The organism is Candidatus Binataceae bacterium (assembly GCA_035650475.1).
GTDB lineage: Bacteria > Desulfobacterota > Binatia > Binatales > Binataceae > JAKAVN01.
Genome location: DASRHP010000009.1, coordinates 282,178 through 298,785, shown reverse-complemented (window position 1 = coordinate 298,785; position 16,608 = coordinate 282,178). Strand labels below are relative to the sequence as shown.

At 66.5% G+C, this 16,608-nt stretch carries 15 protein-coding genes; 7 read left to right on the top strand and 8 right to left on the bottom strand.

All coding sequences use genetic code 11. From position 1 onward, the window contains the following. Nucleotides 1-3: 3 nt before the first annotated feature. Both VFB33_07660 and VFB33_07655 read right to left on the bottom strand, forming a co-directional pair. On the bottom strand, nt 4-795 hold the full coding sequence (locus VFB33_07660; protein ID HZO81559.1) for a DUF4292 domain-containing protein: 792 nt from the start codon (nt 793-795) through the stop codon (nt 4-6). Nucleotides 796-829: 34 nt separating this feature from the next. Beyond that, a complete protein-coding gene (locus tag VFB33_07655; GenBank protein HZO81558.1) occupies nt 830-2,599 on the bottom strand; it encodes a tetratricopeptide repeat protein in 1,770 nt (589 codons plus the stop codon). Between the two features lie 194 nt (nt 2,600-2,793). On the opposite strand from VFB33_07655, the gene VFB33_07650 reads away from it, so the two are divergent. From VFB33_07650 to VFB33_07620, 7 genes are all read left to right on the top strand, one after another. Beyond that, nucleotides 2,794-4,227 carry an APC family permease gene (locus VFB33_07650; protein ID HZO81557.1) on the top strand — a complete coding sequence of 478 codons (1,434 nt, stop codon included), beginning with the start codon at nt 2,794-2,796 and terminating at the stop codon, nt 4,225-4,227. 2 nt (nt 4,228-4,229) lie between these two features. Then, nucleotides 4,230-5,330, top strand: a complete 1,101-nt coding sequence (locus VFB33_07645) for an aminotransferase class V-fold PLP-dependent enzyme (GenBank protein HZO81556.1) — start codon at nt 4,230-4,232, stop codon at nt 5,328-5,330. Nucleotides 5,331-5,695: 365 nt separating this feature from the next. Continuing rightward, nucleotides 5,696-6,484 carry a methyltransferase domain-containing protein gene (locus VFB33_07640; protein ID HZO81555.1) on the top strand — a complete coding sequence of 263 codons (789 nt, stop codon included), beginning with the start codon at nt 5,696-5,698 and terminating at the stop codon, nt 6,482-6,484. Nucleotides 6,485-6,513: 29 nt separating this feature from the next. Next, nucleotides 6,514-8,847 (top strand): glycosyltransferase, encoded by a 2,334-nt coding sequence (locus VFB33_07635; GenBank protein ID HZO81554.1) that lies wholly within the window; start codon nt 6,514-6,516, stop codon nt 8,845-8,847. A gap of 114 nt (nt 8,848-8,961) precedes the next feature. Further along, complete coding sequence (locus tag VFB33_07630) at nt 8,962-10,197, top strand: hypothetical protein (protein HZO81553.1); 1,236 nt, start codon at nt 8,962-8,964, stop codon at nt 10,195-10,197. Between the two features lie 9 nt (nt 10,198-10,206). Continuing rightward, a complete protein-coding gene (locus VFB33_07625) occupies nt 10,207-11,076 on the top strand; it encodes a hypothetical protein (GenBank protein ID HZO81552.1) in 870 nt (289 codons plus the stop codon). A 71-nt stretch (nt 11,077-11,147) separates the two neighbouring features. Then, nucleotides 11,148-11,774, top strand: coding sequence for an MSMEG_1061 family FMN-dependent PPOX-type flavoprotein (locus VFB33_07620; GenBank protein ID HZO81551.1), 627 nt, complete (start codon nt 11,148-11,150; stop codon nt 11,772-11,774). Nucleotides 11,775-11,794: 20 nt separating this feature from the next. Here VFB33_07620 and VFB33_07615 read toward each other — a convergent pair whose 3' ends face one another. From VFB33_07615 to VFB33_07590, 6 genes are all read right to left on the bottom strand, one after another. Further along, nucleotides 11,795-12,886 carry a GNAT family N-acetyltransferase gene (locus tag VFB33_07615; GenBank protein ID HZO81550.1) on the bottom strand — a complete coding sequence of 364 codons (1,092 nt, stop codon included), beginning with the start codon at nt 12,884-12,886 and terminating at the stop codon, nt 11,795-11,797. Between the two features lie 46 nt (nt 12,887-12,932). Next, nucleotides 12,933-13,439, bottom strand: coding sequence for a GNAT family N-acetyltransferase (locus tag VFB33_07610; protein HZO81549.1), 507 nt, complete (start codon nt 13,437-13,439; stop codon nt 12,933-12,935). Nucleotides 13,440-13,857: 418 nt separating this feature from the next. Then, complete coding sequence (locus VFB33_07605) at nt 13,858-14,421, bottom strand: NUDIX hydrolase (protein HZO81548.1); 564 nt, start codon at nt 14,419-14,421, stop codon at nt 13,858-13,860. A gap of 21 nt (nt 14,422-14,442) precedes the next feature. Beyond that, entirely contained in the window at nt 14,443-14,871 is a 429-nt protein-coding gene (locus VFB33_07600) for a CoA-binding protein (protein ID HZO81547.1), read from the bottom strand. Nucleotides 14,872-14,902: 31 nt separating this feature from the next. After that, nucleotides 14,903-15,463 carry a hypothetical protein gene (locus VFB33_07595; GenBank protein ID HZO81546.1) on the bottom strand — a complete coding sequence of 187 codons (561 nt, stop codon included), beginning with the start codon at nt 15,461-15,463 and terminating at the stop codon, nt 14,903-14,905. A gap of 9 nt (nt 15,464-15,472) precedes the next feature. Then, the gene (locus VFB33_07590; protein HZO81545.1) at nt 15,473-16,414 is read right to left on the bottom strand and encodes an SDR family oxidoreductase; all 942 of its coding nucleotides are present in this window, start codon (nt 16,412-16,414) and stop codon (nt 15,473-15,475) included. Nucleotides 16,415-16,608 lie beyond the last annotated feature (194 nt).

Here is a 16,608-nt window from a genome sequence, read left to right as displayed (position 1 = left end):
AACTCAGCCCGCCGATCCCGCTCCCGCTCCGGCGCCGGCGTCGATCGAAATCTGCTTGGTCGCCGGCCCCGGCGTCAGGACGAAGAGCGCGGGGGGCAGCGTGGTGTTGAGCGCGGGCGCCTCGTAGCGCAGCGTGATGCGGCTGGTGGGAAACTGCGCCTCGACCTTGTGCGGGAAACTGACGTTGCCCGCGGCGCGCCAGTCGGCGTAGCGTACTTCGTAGCGGCGCGCGCCCGCGCCGTCGCGCTCGCGCACCATTCCGAGCTCGCCGCCGGCGAAGCCCAACTCGCGCGTGCCGCCGTCATTGAGCCGCCAGCCCAGCACGGTCATCCCGTCTTCCTCGGCGCTCGAGTCCGGTGCCGTGGCAAGTTCGGCGGGATCCGGCGCCAGGCCCATCAGGAGATCGATCGCCTCCGCCGGCGCCATCGGGATCCGGACGTAGCGCGCGAGCGTCGCCGCGTTGGCCTCGCCCGCCAGCATCGTGTTGTGCGCCGGGTCGAAGATCATCAGGCGGCCCGCGTCATTGGCCGCCAGCACCATAGTTGCCCCGAAAGGCGAGAGCGCCTCGACGCGCAGGCTCGCTGGGCGCATCAGAGCAAGCTCTTCGTGAGTCTTGAAATGATGGCCGTCGGCGGCGCTGTACTCCATTACGGCCCCGGTCTGCATCGAGCGCAACGAGCCCTCGCGCGCGGCGAGCGCCTTGAGCGCGGCGGAGGCGTGAGCGCCGAGCGCGGGCGGCGCGGGCGCCGTCAGCGCGCATCCGGCCAGCAGGCCCAGCGCGCCGAGGGCGGCCACGCCGACAACCGCGCGCAGCGCGCGGCGTGCCCGCTCAATGGCTCGCGCTGCCGACATTGCGCAGGGCTTGCAGTTTGCGCTTGAGCTGCGCGGCTTGCTGAGGATCCTTGGTCCGTTTGAGCGCGTCTTCGTACTGCTGGCCGGCCTGCGTGTAGCGCCCCAGGCGCGCGTAGGCGTCGCCCAGATGCTCGGTGATCGTGGGATCGTCGCCAGTCAGGTTGACCGCCTTCTCGAGTTGCTCGACCGCCTTCTTGTAATCGCCCTTGCGGTAATACACCCAGCCCAGGCTGTCGATGTAGAAGCCGTCCTCGGGCTCGATTTTGAGCGCGCGTCGGATGAGCTTCTCGGCCTCGTCGAGGCGTTCGCCGGCGTCGGCGTAAGTGTAGCCGAGGTAGTTGAGCGCCTGGGCGTTATCGGGGTTGAGCGAAATCGCCTTGCGCATCTCGGCGATGCTCAGCTGCTTCTGCTTGGTCTCGTCGTAGAGCGCGCCGAGCGTGAAGTGGTATTTGTCGTTGTTGGGCTCGAGGCTGACCATCTTCTTGGCCAGTTCGATCGCCGGCGGGTAGTCCTTCTTTTCCTCGTACACCCCGACCATGAAACGCATGATCTCGGCGTTGTCGGGCTTCTTGTCGAGCGCCTGGCGGAGTGCGCCGAGCGCGCGGTCGTAGTCCTGCTGCTTATCGTAGATGTAGGCCAGTTGAAGGCGCGACTCGACGTAATGGACGTTGTCGGCGGGAACCTGGTCGAACTCGGCCGCCGCCTTGCCGAACTCGTTCATCTCGCTGTAGGCGGTGCCAAGGTAGTAGTGGACGCGGTAGTTGTCGGGCTGCGCGCCGAGCACCAGGTTGAACTCGGTGGCCGCGCGCTCGAAGTCGCCGCGCTCGAAGTACAGCAGGCCGATCTTGGTCCGCGTATCGCTCGGGCTGATCTCGATCTTCGCCGGCGCCGGCGCCTGCGAAACCGGCGCTTCGGCCGAAGCGTGAGCGGCGAAGTACAGCTCGGCCAGGCGCTTGCGCGCGCGGTCGTTGTCGGGATTGAGCTGGAGGATCTTCTTGTAGATCGCGACGGCGTCGTCGCGCTTGCCCTGCGCCTCGCGCAGCGACCCCTTGTCGAGCAGCGCCAGTTCAGACTGCGGATTGAGCTCGAGCGCGCGCTTGTAATAGCGCTCGGCGGCTGGATAGTCCTTCGCCGCCAGCATCGTGCGCCCAGCGTAGTAGTAGCCCAGGAACGATTGCGGATCGAGTTCGATCAGCTTCTCGAAGGTCTTGCGCGCCTGCTCGTAGTCGCCGCGATTGGCGTACAGCGTGCCCAGGAACAGGTAGGCCTCCTGGTTCTTGGGCCGCAGCCGCAGCACTTCCTTGTATTGCTGCTCGGCGCCGGCGTCGTCGCCGGTCGCGGTGTCAATGCCGGCGGCCAGCAGATGGGCGCGGGCGAAGCCGGGCTCCAGCTTAAGCGCCTCGTTGATCTGGGCGAGCGCGTCCTGCAGGCGGCCGTTGCGGATGTACATCGTGGCCAGCGTCGCGCGCAGCGTGGCGTTGCCCGGGTCGTATTGCACCGCCTCTTCCAGCGCCTCCAGCGCCTTGGCGCGGTCACCGTTCTCGGTGGCGACCTCGGCTTGGAGAAACGCGCCCATCGCCTTGGCCTGCTCCGGAATCTCGACCGCGGGCCGGCCGCCGAAGGACGACCGCGGAATCAGGACGACCGCCGCCGGAGGCCCCTTGGGCCGCGCACCCACACGGGCACATCCCGCAAGGGCCAACGCCAGCGCGGCGATAAGCGCCGGCAACCGCGGAAATTTTGCCAACTTTGATTTGTCAGCGGGGACCGATTGCTTCGCAGTTAACACAGTGGGTTTGATTGTCAGCGCCGGCCTTCAGCGGACAGGATGCTACTACTATACGGATACCGGCTCAGCTTATAAATGTTGCCCGCACGCCTGCCGACGCGCAATCCCCGCGCCTTGTGCCGGCTAACCCGCTCGACTACAGCGTAGCCTCTATGGCAACGTCCAGCAGCTCCGCGGCATTCTCCAGCGCAAAAGGGGATGCTTCCGCGCCCAGGCTATCCTCGGCGTCCGGCGCGACCGGGACGCGCAAGCTCGGGCTGCTCGCGCTCACCTGCGTGATCTATTTGATCGTTAGCGGCGGTGCCTACGGGATGGAGGACGCAGTGCGGATGGCTGGGCCACGGCTGACCCTGCTGCTGTGCCTGATGGTGCCGCTGATGCTGAGCCTGCCGACGGCGCTGATGGCGGCTGAGCTCAATGCGCTAATGCCCGTCGAGGGCGGCTTCTACTTCTGGGTCAAGGAGGCCTTCGGGCCGTTCGCCGGCTTCGCCGAGGCCTACCTGACGCTCCTCTACACTGTGGTTGATATGGCGATCTACCCGGTTCTTTTCACCGCCTATCTCGCCTTCCTCTACCCGCTTGGCGGCGGCGGCCAGCTCGCGGTCGGAATAGCGCTGGTCTGGATCGCCGGATTGCTCAACTTTCTTGGCGTGCGCCCGACCGGCAACGTGTCGATCCTGCTGATGGCGCTGCTGAGCGCGCCGTTTGCGGCGCTGGTCGCGGTCGGCTTCGGCCGGTTGCTCCATTGGCATCCGCCCGCCGGCCGGCTCTTCGGCCCTGACTTCGCCACTGCCCTTGGCGCCGGGCTGAGCGTGGTCATCTGGAACTTCAGCGGATGGGAGAACGCCAGCGTGGTCGCGGGCGAGATTCGCGACGCCCGCCGCACCTATCTGCGCGCGCTGGGGATCGCGCTGCCGCTGGTGGTGCTCGGATATCTGCTGCCGCTCGGCGTTTCGCTCTCCGGCGCCCATGGCGGCGCGAAGTGGGAGACCGGATTTTTCTCCGAAGAGGGCTACCGGATGGGCGGGATGCTGTTGGGCGGGGCACTCGCGCTCGGCGGCACGGTCTCGTCGTTCGCGATCTTCGAGGCCGCGATGCTGTGGGTGTCGCGGATGCCGTACGTGTTGGCCTGCGAAGGCTATCTGCCGCCGTCGCTGGCCGAGCTGTGGCGCGCTACCGAAACCCCGGGGCGCTCGATCTTCGCCTGCTGCGTGCTGTTCACGCTGCTCGTTCCGCTCGGCTTTACCGCGTTGGTGGTGCTCGACGTGTTCTTTTATATGGGCGCGCTGATGCTTGAGCTGGGCGCATTGGTGCGGTTGCGCCGGCTGCATCCAGCGCGCGAGGGGCTGTTCGTGATCGGCGGCGGGACGCCCGCGCTATGGCTGGTCGTGCTCGCGCCGACCGTGACCTGGCTCGCGACGTTCAGCCTTGCGCTCGCGCACGGCGGCGCCCGCGTCGATTTCATCATCGCAATCGTGCTCGCGGCCGCAGTGTGGCCCGCCTACGCGCTGTGCCGCGGAATTTGGGGCGGGCCGCCGGCGGGAGAGGACGTCGCCGGCGCGCTCAGTGCGAATTCAACGTCGTAGCGATGGGTCCGCGCAAGGTGGAGGCCTATTTCAATTACGCCGGGCTCGCGCGCCCGACGCCCGCCGTCGCGCGCCGAATGCGAACGATCGAGCGCGAGTACGCCGAGCTCCTCTTCAGCGAGGACGGCTGGCGCATGTACGAGGCGGTGCTCGAGGATTGCCGGCGCGCCGCGCTCGCGGCGCTCGGCGCCGGCCAAACGGGCGGCGTCTCGCTGCTGCCCAATTCGTCGACCGCGCTCAACCTCGCGATCAGTGCGCTCGGCGCAACGCTCAAGCCCGGCGATCTGGTGCTGACCTCGGACCAGGAGCATCCGGCGGTCGAGTTGCCGCTCGGTCGCCTCGCCGCACGCGGGATCGAAGTCGAGCGCGTCGTCGCCGGCTCGCCGCTTGAGTTTCTCGAACTGGTGGACGCGCTGGTGGCCAGACGCCGCCCCGCGCTCGCCGTCTTCTCCCACGTTTCCTACAAAAACGGCCGCGTGCTGCCGGTCGAGGAGGCGGGCGAGATCTTCGCCGCGCGCGAGGTGCCGTACGTGGTGGACGGCGCGCAGGCGCTGGGCCAGGTCGCAGTGGACGTGCGCGCGACCCGGGCGTGCGCCTACGCGTTCACCGGGCACAAATGGCTGTTCGGCCCGATGGGCACGGGCGGGCTGTGGACCAGCGACGAGTTCGTCAGTCGAAGCCCGCTCGCCTGGAGCGGTCATCCGCGCCCGGGCGGCGCCGCGCTGGAAAGCGGGAGCATCAACTGCGCGCTCTTCGCCGGGCTCGCCGAAGCGTGCCGCACCCACACGGCCGAGTTCCGCGCGCGCGTCGCCGCGATGGCGCGGATGCGCAACGAGATAGACCGCCGGCTCGACCGGCTCTATCGGCGGGTGCGATGGGACGGACCGCACGCCCCCGGCATCCTCGCCTACTCGCTCGGCGATTCGCAAAGCTCCGCGGCGCTGGCGGAAGCGGCGGAGCGGCGCCATGGCGTGGCGATCAAGCCGTTTCGCCCGCCGGGCGAGCCCAACGGTTTTCGCATCTCGTTCTCGCCGCGGACCACCGCGCGCGAGATCGACCTGCTCGCCGCCGCGCTGTCAGACCTTGCACGGAATACTGTCTGACGGCTTCCGTCCACGTCTCCAACTTGGAAAAAATTGGCGGTCCAGACGACGATCGTTCTCCAAGTTGGGCTATTGTGAGCAAATTTTCCGGAAACCGGGCTATGTTTGCAGCGCGAACTACTTTGAGTTTCTGTTAGTTGTTTCTTGCAACTTCAAACTCCCTTTACAACTTGAAACCCGATAGCCTAAGCTCGCACCTGCGCCGCAATTGATCGCCCGTTGGCTCGTAGGGCTAGCGGCAAGAAGTATGCGGCGATGGGGAGAGCGGGTTGGTCTCGCTTCCGAACCGCCTTGTGGGTGCCGGTGTTAAAGGGGCGAACCGGAGGGGGCTGCCCGTCCAACACAGTGACTCAGCGAGTTTCATCTTGGAAGCCCAGAACGTTGCTGAAAAGCAGTCATCACCATTGTCGGAGGCAATCATCGAGACCGGCTTCGCCGCCAACGGCACCTCTGTAGCCGACGATTCGCCTCCGCTCACCTCGCTGCTCGCGTCCCGCCGGCCCGCGGCAAAAAAGCAACGCTTTGCGCGCGTCGGACCGATTCACTTTCAGCCGCTGGAACAGGAGCTGGAACCCATGAGTTCCTATTTCAGCGGACGAACATTGAACGCTGGCTGTGGCAACCGCGACATCACCGAGACGCTGAAGGCGTTCGGCGCAACCGAAGTCGTCAACTACGACATCGCTTCGGAAATACCGGGCGCACTTATCGGACCGCTAGAGAGGATGCCGTTCAGAACGGCCGAGTTCGACTCGATCTTATGCAATGCGGTGCTTGAGCACGTGGAAGCGCCCGAGCCGGTGATGCGTGAGATGGTCAGGGTGTTGCGCCCCGGCGGCCACCTGATGGTGGCGGTTCCGTTCCTGCAGCCGTTTCATCCGTGCCCCGGCGATTTCCGCCGCTACACGCACACCGGGATGTACAAGCTCGGAACAGACAGCGGTCTCGAGGTGCTCGCGATCTATCCGACTCATACGATCGCACAAACGCTGGGTTGGATCGTGTGGGAGTACCTGGAAGAGAAACGCAGCCGGCTTGGCAAAGCGCTCATGTTTCCCCTGCTCTGGTGTTTTACCCGCTACTGCTGGCGGAGCGATGCTTCGCTGACAAAGACGGTCAATACCTTCCAGGCCGTGTACCGTAAAGTACCCTGAGTGCTGCGAAACGGCGGCGCAACAAGCTCATGTCGGACTTCCCCAACCTCCCGCTCAACGAGTCCTGGCAGGCATGGCCCCCCGGCCGCGCGCGCATCTGCATCGCAAGCTACGAATTGCGCGGCCCATCTCGCAATGGCGGTATCGGGACCGGCTATTCTGCTCTGGCCAGCGCGCTGGCCGAAGCCGGCCACCAAGTCACCCTGCTCTATCTGTTCGGCACCTGGTGCGAGAGCGGCACCGTTGCCGAATGGCAGGCGTACTACCGCGAGCGCGGCATCCAATTCTGCCCTCTGCCGACCGCCTCGCGCCTGACCAGGAGCCCGCAAAGTATCGCCATCGCGCTCGATGCCTACCAGTGGCTGAAAGTCCGCGACTTTGACGTGGTTCATTTCCCCGAACTGCTGGGACACGGCTATTACAGCGTGCTCGCCAAGCATCAGGGTCTGGCTTTTGCCAACACGCTGATCTGCGTCGGCGTGCATAGCCCGATATCCTGGATTCGCGAGGTCAATCGCGAGCTGCCGCACACCGTCGACGAGCCCGAGATCGATTTCATGGAGCGCGAGTCGGTCGCGCTGGCCGACGTGGTCGTCAGCCCCAGCCGCTACCTGCTGGGTTGGATGCGCGCCAACGGATGGCGTCTGCCGAAAGCCACCTACGTCCAGCAATACGTCCTCTCGCCTGAGCTATGGAGCGTCTGGCGTGAGCGCGGCACGGAGTTGGCCCCGCAGCCAATCACAGGGCTGACCTTCTTCGGGCGACTGGAAGAGCGTAAGGGCCTCGCGCTGTTTTGTGACGCCCTCGACCTTCTGGTCAGCATGAACGCGCCGCGCTTCACAGTGAGCTTTCTGGGCAAATGCGCGCTAGTCGCCGGCCGCGACGCAATCAGCTACATCGAGGAGCGTGCCCGGCATTGGCCGTTCGCCTGGCGGATTGTCTCCGACCGTGATCAACAGGGCGCGCTCGAGCTGCTGCGCGAAGGCGGACGGTTGGCCGTGATCCCTTCGCTGGTGGACAACCTTCCCAACACGGTCCTCGAATGCCTCAGCGCCGGCATTCCGCTTATCGCTGCCCGCTCTGGTGGAATCCCGGAAGCGATCGCCGCCGAGGACGTCGAGCGGGTGACTTTTCCTCTGGATCCAGTTGCGCTTGCACAGCGTCTGCGTATCGCGCTGCGCGAAGGTGTGGCACCCGCGCGACCGGCTGTCGACCCTGAGGAGAACCGTGAGCGATGGGTCGCGTGGCACAATCAGTTGCGGCCGGAAGCGGCGGATGACGCTCAATGTGCGATCGAGTCGCGCGAGCCCCTCATCAGCGTTTGTCTGACCCAGCCGTCGCGCCCGCAATCGCTGCGCGTGGCGTTAGGCGCCCTGGAGGCCCAGTCCTGGCGAAACCTCGAGATCATCCTCGCTGTCCCCAGCGGAGGTTCCGACAGCGAGATCGAGCTGGCACGCGGGGAGAGCGCGGGCGAGGGGCCGAGACTGCGTACGATTTGCCGGCGGCTGGGATCTGCGGAAAACGTGCGCGATGCGGCTGCGGCGGCGGCCCGCGGGGACTGCCTGATTTTCCTCGACGAACATACGGTCGCAAAGCCGGACCTGGTCAGAACTCTGTACGGAGTCTTCCAGCGCACGCATGCGGATATCCTGACCTCGTTCCTCGACCTGTACACCGGTGACAGCCCGCCTGTTGACGGCGCCGGTTGCGGCTGGCAGCCGTTTCTCGGACCCGCGACGATTCCTGGAATCTTCCGCAATTACTACGGTCAGGGCGTCATCTTTTTACGCAAAGAGATTCTGCAACGAGTTGGCGGCTTCGCCGCCGACGACTGGCGACAGTGCGATGACTGGGAATTTTTGACCAAGGCTGTGCTCGCGAATTTGCGCCTCAAGGTAGTGCCAAAGGCGCTGGCCTGGTACCGGCTAAACGGCCTCGAAAGCTCTTTGGGCAACGGCAATGGAATGGCGGTCCGCCGGCTGCGCTCTTATCTGCAAATTTTGCCTCCCGCTTTCGGAGATCTGCTCAAGCTGTCGCTGGTCCTCAGTAAACATGCCCAGCACGACCCGGGAGCTCACTCGAACGGGAGAGATCCCGTGATGATGGCCGACGACGAACTGCTGAAAACGGTGCGGGAGCGCCTGTCCAATGGCGGAAATCGCCGAATCGCCGCCTTCCTCGACGAATGGCAGAATCACACCAGGGTGCGCCTCGGTTTGCCCGAACGGCGCCTGGAGCGCCTCCCGCACGTCGCGCGCGAGCTGTTCAAAGGCAACTATCATCGCTTTGCCCACGGCTTCGGAAGCGCGCTGCGCGACCTGCGGCGCACCCCGAGGCAGTCGGAACCGTCGCGCGATCGGTGAACAGTCCGGATGGCTGAAAGCACGGCGATCCTGGTCCTCGGGATGCATCGGAGCGGCACCTCCGCGGTCACCGGATGCCTGCATGCGCTTGGGGTCAACCTGGGGCCTTATCTGATGGCCGAGGATTCGACCCAGCCCAAGGGGTATTTCGAGCATGCCGAGATCGTGGCAATCCACGACGAACTGATGGCGGCCTTTGATTCCTCGTGGGACGATCCGCGCCCGCTTCCCGACGAATGGGAACATGACCGGCGCGTGAGGCCCTTCCGCGAACAATTGACGGAGATAGTCAGGCGGGATCTGATCACGGCGCCGCTGTGGGGCGTCAAAGACCCGCGGCTTTGCCGCTTGCTGCCGTTGTGGCTGCCGATGCTTGAGCGGCTCGCGGTGTCTGTCCGGGCGCTACGCGTGCTGCGGCACCCGGCGGAAGTCGCGCAATCGCTGGAAGCGCGCAACGGATTCGCCGCCGGCAAAAGCGGGCTGCTGTGGCTGCGCTACCTCCTGGAGGCCGAGCGCAACTCGCGCGCCCTGCCGCGGGTCACGCTGCGCTACGGCAATCTTCTGCGCGACTGGCGGGCCGAGTGGCTGCGTGTAGCCCGCGCCCTCGGCGTCACTTGGCCGAAATCCTACGATGAAGCGGGCCCTGCCGTCACGGACTTCCTCGAGGACGACCTACGCCATCACCAGAGCACGCGCTTCAACGATTTTGCGCCCCCGCTGCGCAAATGGATCGTCGCCGCCTACAGAGCGCTCGAACAGGAGAACGACTCCGGCAATCGGGCGCAGGAAATTCTCGACGGTGTGCGGCGCGAGCTCGCGCCATACGATTCTTTCGTGTCCGCGTGCTGGCTCGAACGGGTGAGAAACGTGGGGCTGGAAAACGCAAGGCTGCGAGCCGCGCTGGAACAGGCGCGAAATGAATTTACGCGGGCGCGCGACGAATTGACGGCCGCCCGCGCCAGCCTCGAGCAAAGGGACGCCGGACTCGCGAGCGCGGAGGCCGCGCTTACCGGCGTGCGGGCCGAGCTGACAGCCGTACAGGCCGAGCTGACAAACACGCGCGTCGAGCTGGCGCAAGCGCACGGCGAATTGCGCACGCTGCGCGAGGAGTTGAGCCGCACAACCACAGAGCGCGCCCACACGCAGGTGGCGCTGACCGAAGTGCGCCACGAACTGGTGCGCAACCGCGCCGAGGCGGAGCGTGTACGCGAGGAACTGGCAAAGGTCTACAGATCGCGGTACTGGCGGTTTACCCGGCCCTGGCGCACGCTCGACAACTACCTGCGAGAGCGTCGGCATGCCCGGCGTGCACGCAAGCGACGCGCACAGGTCCAGATCGCCAAACCCTAGAGGCAGCCCTTGCCATCAGAGCGCGCAGAGGACAACGGCAGGCCGAAGACTTGCCTGTTCGTGGTGGTTGGCGCGCAACGCACCGGCACCAATATCCTGCGCGAAATCCTCAACACCAACGAACGGATCGCGATGCTGGGCGAAGTGTTATCACCCAGTGAGGCGCCGTCGTACTGGGGCAATTTTATCGCCAGTCGCGGCCTCGGGTGGGTTCCACCGACCCTGGCCGATACCGAGTCGCTTCTCGGGCGCTATCTCGAATTCATCGAATACCGTATCCGTAATCACTGGGTGGACGGCGACAAGCGCGGCTGCACCGCGATCGGGATGGACATCAAGTACAGTCAGTTGCGAGAGATCGCGCCGGCCGGGTGGAGCAGCGAAGCGCCGCCTTACCTGCTCGGCTACCTGAGGGCGCGCAACGCGATCATCGTGCACGCGGTGCGCCGCAACGTGATCCAGTGCGCAATCTCGGCCATGATCGCAGAGCAACGCGGCGTGTGGCACAACTACGCGGGCAGCGTGATCGACGGCAGCTACCGGGTCGATACCGAGCAATGCCTTGCATCCGCGCGCGCGATCGTCCGCCAGCGCGAGCAATTCCTGAAGTGCTCAGAAGGTCTGCCTGTGGTCACCTCCTGCTACGAGGATTTGGTCAACGCCATCGCGCAACGCGACCCCGCAGGGCATATCCCCGAGGTGGCGGAGCCCCTGCGCTCGATCGCGCGCGCGCTCGGCGTGACCCGCGGCTTCCGCTACGCGACGCGCCTGCGCAAGGCTATCAACGTCCCTTACGCGCGCCTGCTCTCCAATTACGCGGAGCTGGTGGACGCGGTGACGCGGTCCGAATTCGCCCATCTCGCGCCGAGTCTCGATTGATTGGCGACCGAGGTGATACACAGGAAGTGTCGCCCGCGGCGGGCGCGTCCCAGAATTGGCGGAGGACCATGATGGAAAACGGCGCCGACTACCGGATCACCAGCATTGCCCGGCTGCGCGCGCTTTACGGCGAGCCCAATCCGATGACCCCACGCAAGCTGTTGACCGCGCTCGACGATACCGCGATTGACTTCATCGCGCGTTCGCCGTTCCTGGTGCTTGGCACGGCCGACGCCGCCGGCAACCAGGACGTCTCGCCCAAGGGCGACGCGCCGGGCTTCGTCGCGGTCGAGGACCGCCACACCCTTCTGATTCCCGACCGCCGCGGCAACAAGCTGCTTTTCACCTTCCAGAACATCCTGGCCAATCCGCATGTCGCGATGATCTTCATGGTCCCTGGCACCGAGGAGACGTTGCGCGTCAATGGCACCGCCGAGCTCAGCGCCGAGCCCGCGCTGCTCGAGCGGCTCGCGGCGCGCGGCGTGCCGGCGCAGCTCGTGATCCGGGTCGCCGTGGGCGAGTGCTTCTTCCACTGCGCCAAGGCGTTTCTGCGCGCGCGCCTGTGGGAACCCCAGAGCTGGGGCGAGCGAATCAACTTCTCGTGGGGCAGGTACCTCGCCGCAAAGGCCGGCGCCAGCGCGGAGACCGCGCACAAGATCGACCAGGCCGTCGAGCGCGATTACAAGAGCAATCTCTGATAGCTCTGATTGCACGCGCGTCAGGCGAAAAAGCCGTAAGCCGTGGCGCCAATTGCGCGCGTGAACGGTAGCGGCAGGCGGCGCCAGACCCGCGCCAGCATGCCCGTCGCGCGCTCGGGATCCTCGGCGTTGGCGCGCTGCGGGATACGCGGAAAGTAGCTGTAAGGCAGCACCGACGCGGCGGCCCCCATCTCCTCCTTGAACCGGGCCAGCCCGGCGTTGCGCGCGTCGGTGCGCCCGAGGTCGAGCCGCGCGGCGTGCCCCGCGTAGCGCTTCAGCATCGAGAAGAACAGCAGGTGCGAGGCGCCGTCGGCGCCGTGCGAGGCGCGCGCCGACCACTTGGCGTACAGCGCGTCGCGCTCGCGCAGGACCACGACCGCCGCCAGATCGCGCCCGTCGCGCGCGGCGATCCAGACCTCCAGCGCGCCGCGGGCGGCGAACACCTCGTGCACCGCGGCGAAGAATCGCCAGGGCTGCGGCGGCACGCCCAGGCGCCGGCGGGTCTCGAGCTGGAGCCGATAAAAGCGTTGCATCATCGCCTCGCTGTCGCCTGTCTCGACCGCCACCCCCTGCGCCAGCGCGTGCCGGACCTGGCGGCGAAAGTTGCGGTCCGCGTCGCGCTCGAGCTCGGCGAACGGCCGCGCGACATCGATCGACCATTGGCGGAAACATTCGCTGGTTTGCCATGGCGCCGGTGCCGCCGTCCCGCGGATCTCGAAGCTCGCGCGCCGGCGGGGCGCCGCTACCGCCAGTCCACGCAACAGCGCGGCGGCCGCCTGCGCGTTGACGCTGAGCGGCGCGGCCGAGTCGGAAAATGGCAGCCCGATGAAGCGACCGGCGAAGGGAATCTTGCTCGAGCTCAGGAGACATCCGGCGCTGACCTCTCGGCCCCGCTCGGCCATCGCGACCAGTATCCGGAAGCCGTAGGCGCGGCCCAGAACCTCGGCCCACGGAGCGCCGTGATAAAGGGTCGCCGCGGGATGGGCGTCGGCAAACTCGCGCCATCGCGCCCCCGCCAGCTCCAGCGGCACTATCGTCACCCGCTCGGCCTCCGGCGCGGTATCGTGCAAGGCGGCATGCGGCCCGGACAGGCCGATCTGCCCTCCGTTCATGCCCGCTGAAGCTTGTTCGATGAAATGCCTGTTCGGATTCATAGCGTCACCGACCGCTGCCCGGGCCACGTGTGCCATCCGGTTCCGGGTCGCTGAAAGCCATCGACGGCCGCGGCGCGGTCGGCACGTAGTATCCGAGCAGCTTGAGCCCCCACGGTTTGATCCACACTCCGTCGCTGGCCAACGTGAAGCCCGCCTTTTCCACAACGCGGATCGACGGCCGGTTGGTATTCGCAACGACATACCAGAAGCATCGGCCCGGCCGGGCGGCGGCCGCAACGATGGTTTCGAGCGCAAAGAGCGCGAGCCCGCGGCCGCGATGGGCGGGCGCGGTCCAGGTATCGCCAATCTGGAGGTCGTCGTCGCCCATGAAGGGGAAGCGCCAATAGCGAGGGGTGAACCCCGAATAGTGGACTACCGCGCCACGATCACGAATGAGTAGTGCGCCGCACTCAGCGCCGGCGAACAGTCGGGCACGACGCAGCAGCCATCGGAAAAGGAACCTTAGCTTAGGCCTCAGTCCAGGCAATCCAGCAGGCGGCGCAGGCAGCATCGGCGGCTCCCACAGCGACCATGAATAGCGAGGCGATAGCGGCGCGATTTCGCAGTTGGCGAAACGTCTGCTGCGGCAATAGAAACAGTAGCGTGCGCTCGGCGTCGCGCGACCGCCTGGTGGCGGTTCGGCAGTCTCTTCCCCGGCGCGCTCTAAAGACGAGCCCAGCATAGTGGCCGTTGCATTGTCAGCAGCAACCGGCGTGCCATGCCGCGTTTCGGAGCAATCCAAGGCTCAAAATGCTGCAAAACCAAAGTTCAAATGGCCTTGATGCAAAGCAAGTAAGGTTGTGGATGGGGTCTTTTAGGCTCCGAGTGTGGACCTTTTGTATCCAAAAATTACCTGCGATCAGCAAAAGTTGGCCTCGCTCACGGCGAGGATCGCGCACGCTGCGGGGCGGCGGTAATTCGCGCGCCGGCTAGCGGCGGCGCGGCGGGTTGTAAACGTGGAAGAACGAGAAGGCCGCGATCACCAGCGCATGGGTGATCGCGCCCGAGGCGATGAGCCGCTTGACGTCGGCGAGCGCGACGGTCACGACTTCGGTTTCCTCGGAGCTGTCGAGTTGCGGGCGGACGACGCGGCGCACGTTGCGCGCCATGAACGAGTAGCAGAAGTTGGGTTGGATGGCGGGGTTGGGATGGACGCGGCCGAGCTCGACGATCTCCTCCGAGTCGTAGCCGGTCTCCTCGCGCATCTCGCGCCGCGCCGCGGACAGCGGGCTCGGATCCTGCGGGTCAACCATCCCGCCCGGAATCTCCAGCGTGAAGTCGCCCACGCCGTGGCGGAACTGGCGCACCATCACGACCTCGCCCGCTGCGGTGAGCGGGATGATGTTCACCCAGGGCGGCGCCTCGAGGACGAAGAACGCATGCTCGCCGCGATGCGGATGGGCGCGTTGATGGCGATGGAGGTCGAAGATCGGCGTCGAGTAAACGCGCTCGCTCCTCAGCGTGTCCCAGCGGCGGGCTTTCCTGCGCGCCATCGACGGTCGAACGCCACTCACTCAGAACAAGCGCGCGTACTCAATCGCCGGGCAGCGGTCCATCACGACCGTCATCCCGGCGGCGCGGGCGCGCGCGGCAGCTTCCAGATTGACCACGCCGAGCTGGCACCACAGTACGCGCGCGCCCTTGGCGATCGCGGCCTCGGCGATCGCGGGCAGGAATTCCGGGCGCCGGAAGACGTCGACGATTTCCACCGGGTCGGGAATGGCGGCGAGCTCCGGATAGCATCGTTCGCCCAGTACGCCGAGGAGCGCGTCGGCGGCGAGCTGCGGATTGACCGGGATCACGCGAAAGCCCTTGCGCCTGAGCAACAGCGCGATACGCAGGCTGTCGCGCGCCGGATTCTCCGAGCATCCGACCACCGCGACCGTCGTCGGGCGCGATAGGATTGCGCGAATCTCAGCGTCCGAGGGGTTGGTCAATTCCATCGCCGGCTCGTTCGGCGCGCGTCCCCTGCGCTCAGTCCTCCGCGAGCGCCTCCTTCGGCCGCTGCTCGTCGGCGAGCAGCCGGTCGACGACTCTCGGGATAAGCCGCATGATTTCCTCGCGGCAGGCGTCGAACACCTCGTGGCCTTGCTCAAAGGGGTCTTCGATATCGCCGGCCTCGCCCGCGAACTCGCGCAGGGTAAAGACCGGGCGGTTTGCCGCGCCCTCGAAGCGCTCGACGAGTTCGCGCGCCTGCTGGGCGGTCATCGCGATCACGAGATCGGCCTCGGCGAGCAGCTCGGGATGGCGCTTGAGGTCGGTGGAGGTCGCCTCGTCGCCAAGATCGATGCCCACCGTGCGTAGCGTCATTCGAGTGTCGAGCGAGACCAGCGCGCCGTCGCGCGCGTAGGGCGCAATTCCCGCCGAGCGCACCACAAGCGCGCCGTCGACGCCGCGTGCGCCCAGTTCGCGGCGCAGCAGATGCTCGGCGATCACGCTGCGCGCGGTATTGGCGGCGCAGACGAGCAGCACGGAGCGCGAGCGCGGCGCCCGGCGCGCCGCGCTCGCCTCGCCCTTAGCCGAACGGCTCGACATTGGCGAACGCTAACCCCGCCCGGCGGACATCACCTCGGCCATGCTCTCCTTCTTGGTGACGCCCTTGGCCAGCTCTTCCTTGACCCGGGTGCCGAGCGCGGCCGGCTCCCAGAACGTGCGCGGCGGTGCCGCGAGCACGGCCACTGAGTGCCATCCGCGCATCATCCATACGCGGCCCATCCCGACGCGGAAGACCTCGCCGTGGACGTCCTTGGCGTCGTCGCTGCCCAGCCAGGCGACCAGCGGAGCGACGTGCGCGGGGCTGAAAAGGTCGAACTCGCCGGCTTTGACCGCAGGCATCGTCGCCGCTGTCTGCGGCGTGGCGTCGATGGTAAGCCGGGTGCGCGCGACCGGCGCGATCGCGTTTGCGGTGCATCCGTAACGCGCCATCTCGCGGTCCACGATGATGGCGAAGGCAGCCACCGCGGCCTTGGCGGTGCCGTAGTTGCTCTGGCCGGCGTTGCCGAGCAGCCCGGAGTCGGAGCTGGTGTTGATCAGCCGGCCGTTGAGCAGGTTGCCGTTCTTATGCTGCTCGCGCCAGTAAGCGCAGGCATGGCGCGCCATGTTGAAGGTACCCTTAAGATGGACGTTGACGACGGCGTCGAAGTCCTCCTCGCTCATGTTGAAGATCATGCGGTCGCGCAGGATACCGGCGTTGTTGACCACGATGTTGAGCTTGCCGAAGTTGTCCAGCGCACATTCGACGATGCGCTTGGCGGACTTGAAGTCGCTGACGCTCTCGAAGTTGGCCACCGCCTCGCCGCCGAAGCCGCGGATTTCTTTGACCACTTCCTCGGCGGGCGAGCGCGACTGTCCGGTGCCGTCGAAGTGGCCGCCGAGATCGTTGACCACGACCTTAGCCCCCTGCTTGGCCAGCAGCAGCGCCTCTTCGCGACCGATGCCACGGCCGGCGCCAGTGATAATCGCGACCTTTCCGTCAAGTAATGCCATTGTCGTCCGAGTCCTCTCCTTGTCGTAGTTGGGCGCGCGCGGGGCTGGCTGCATTGCGCCGCGCGGCGCGACCCGGGGTTCCGGCCGGCGCGAATCAGGCTGGGATGCGCGCGGTCCGGCCCGGCCCTAGGCAGATTTATCCCGTATCTCCGTCCTCCCGCAAGCGCCGCGCATGGCCCGGCCGGCGGGGCGCG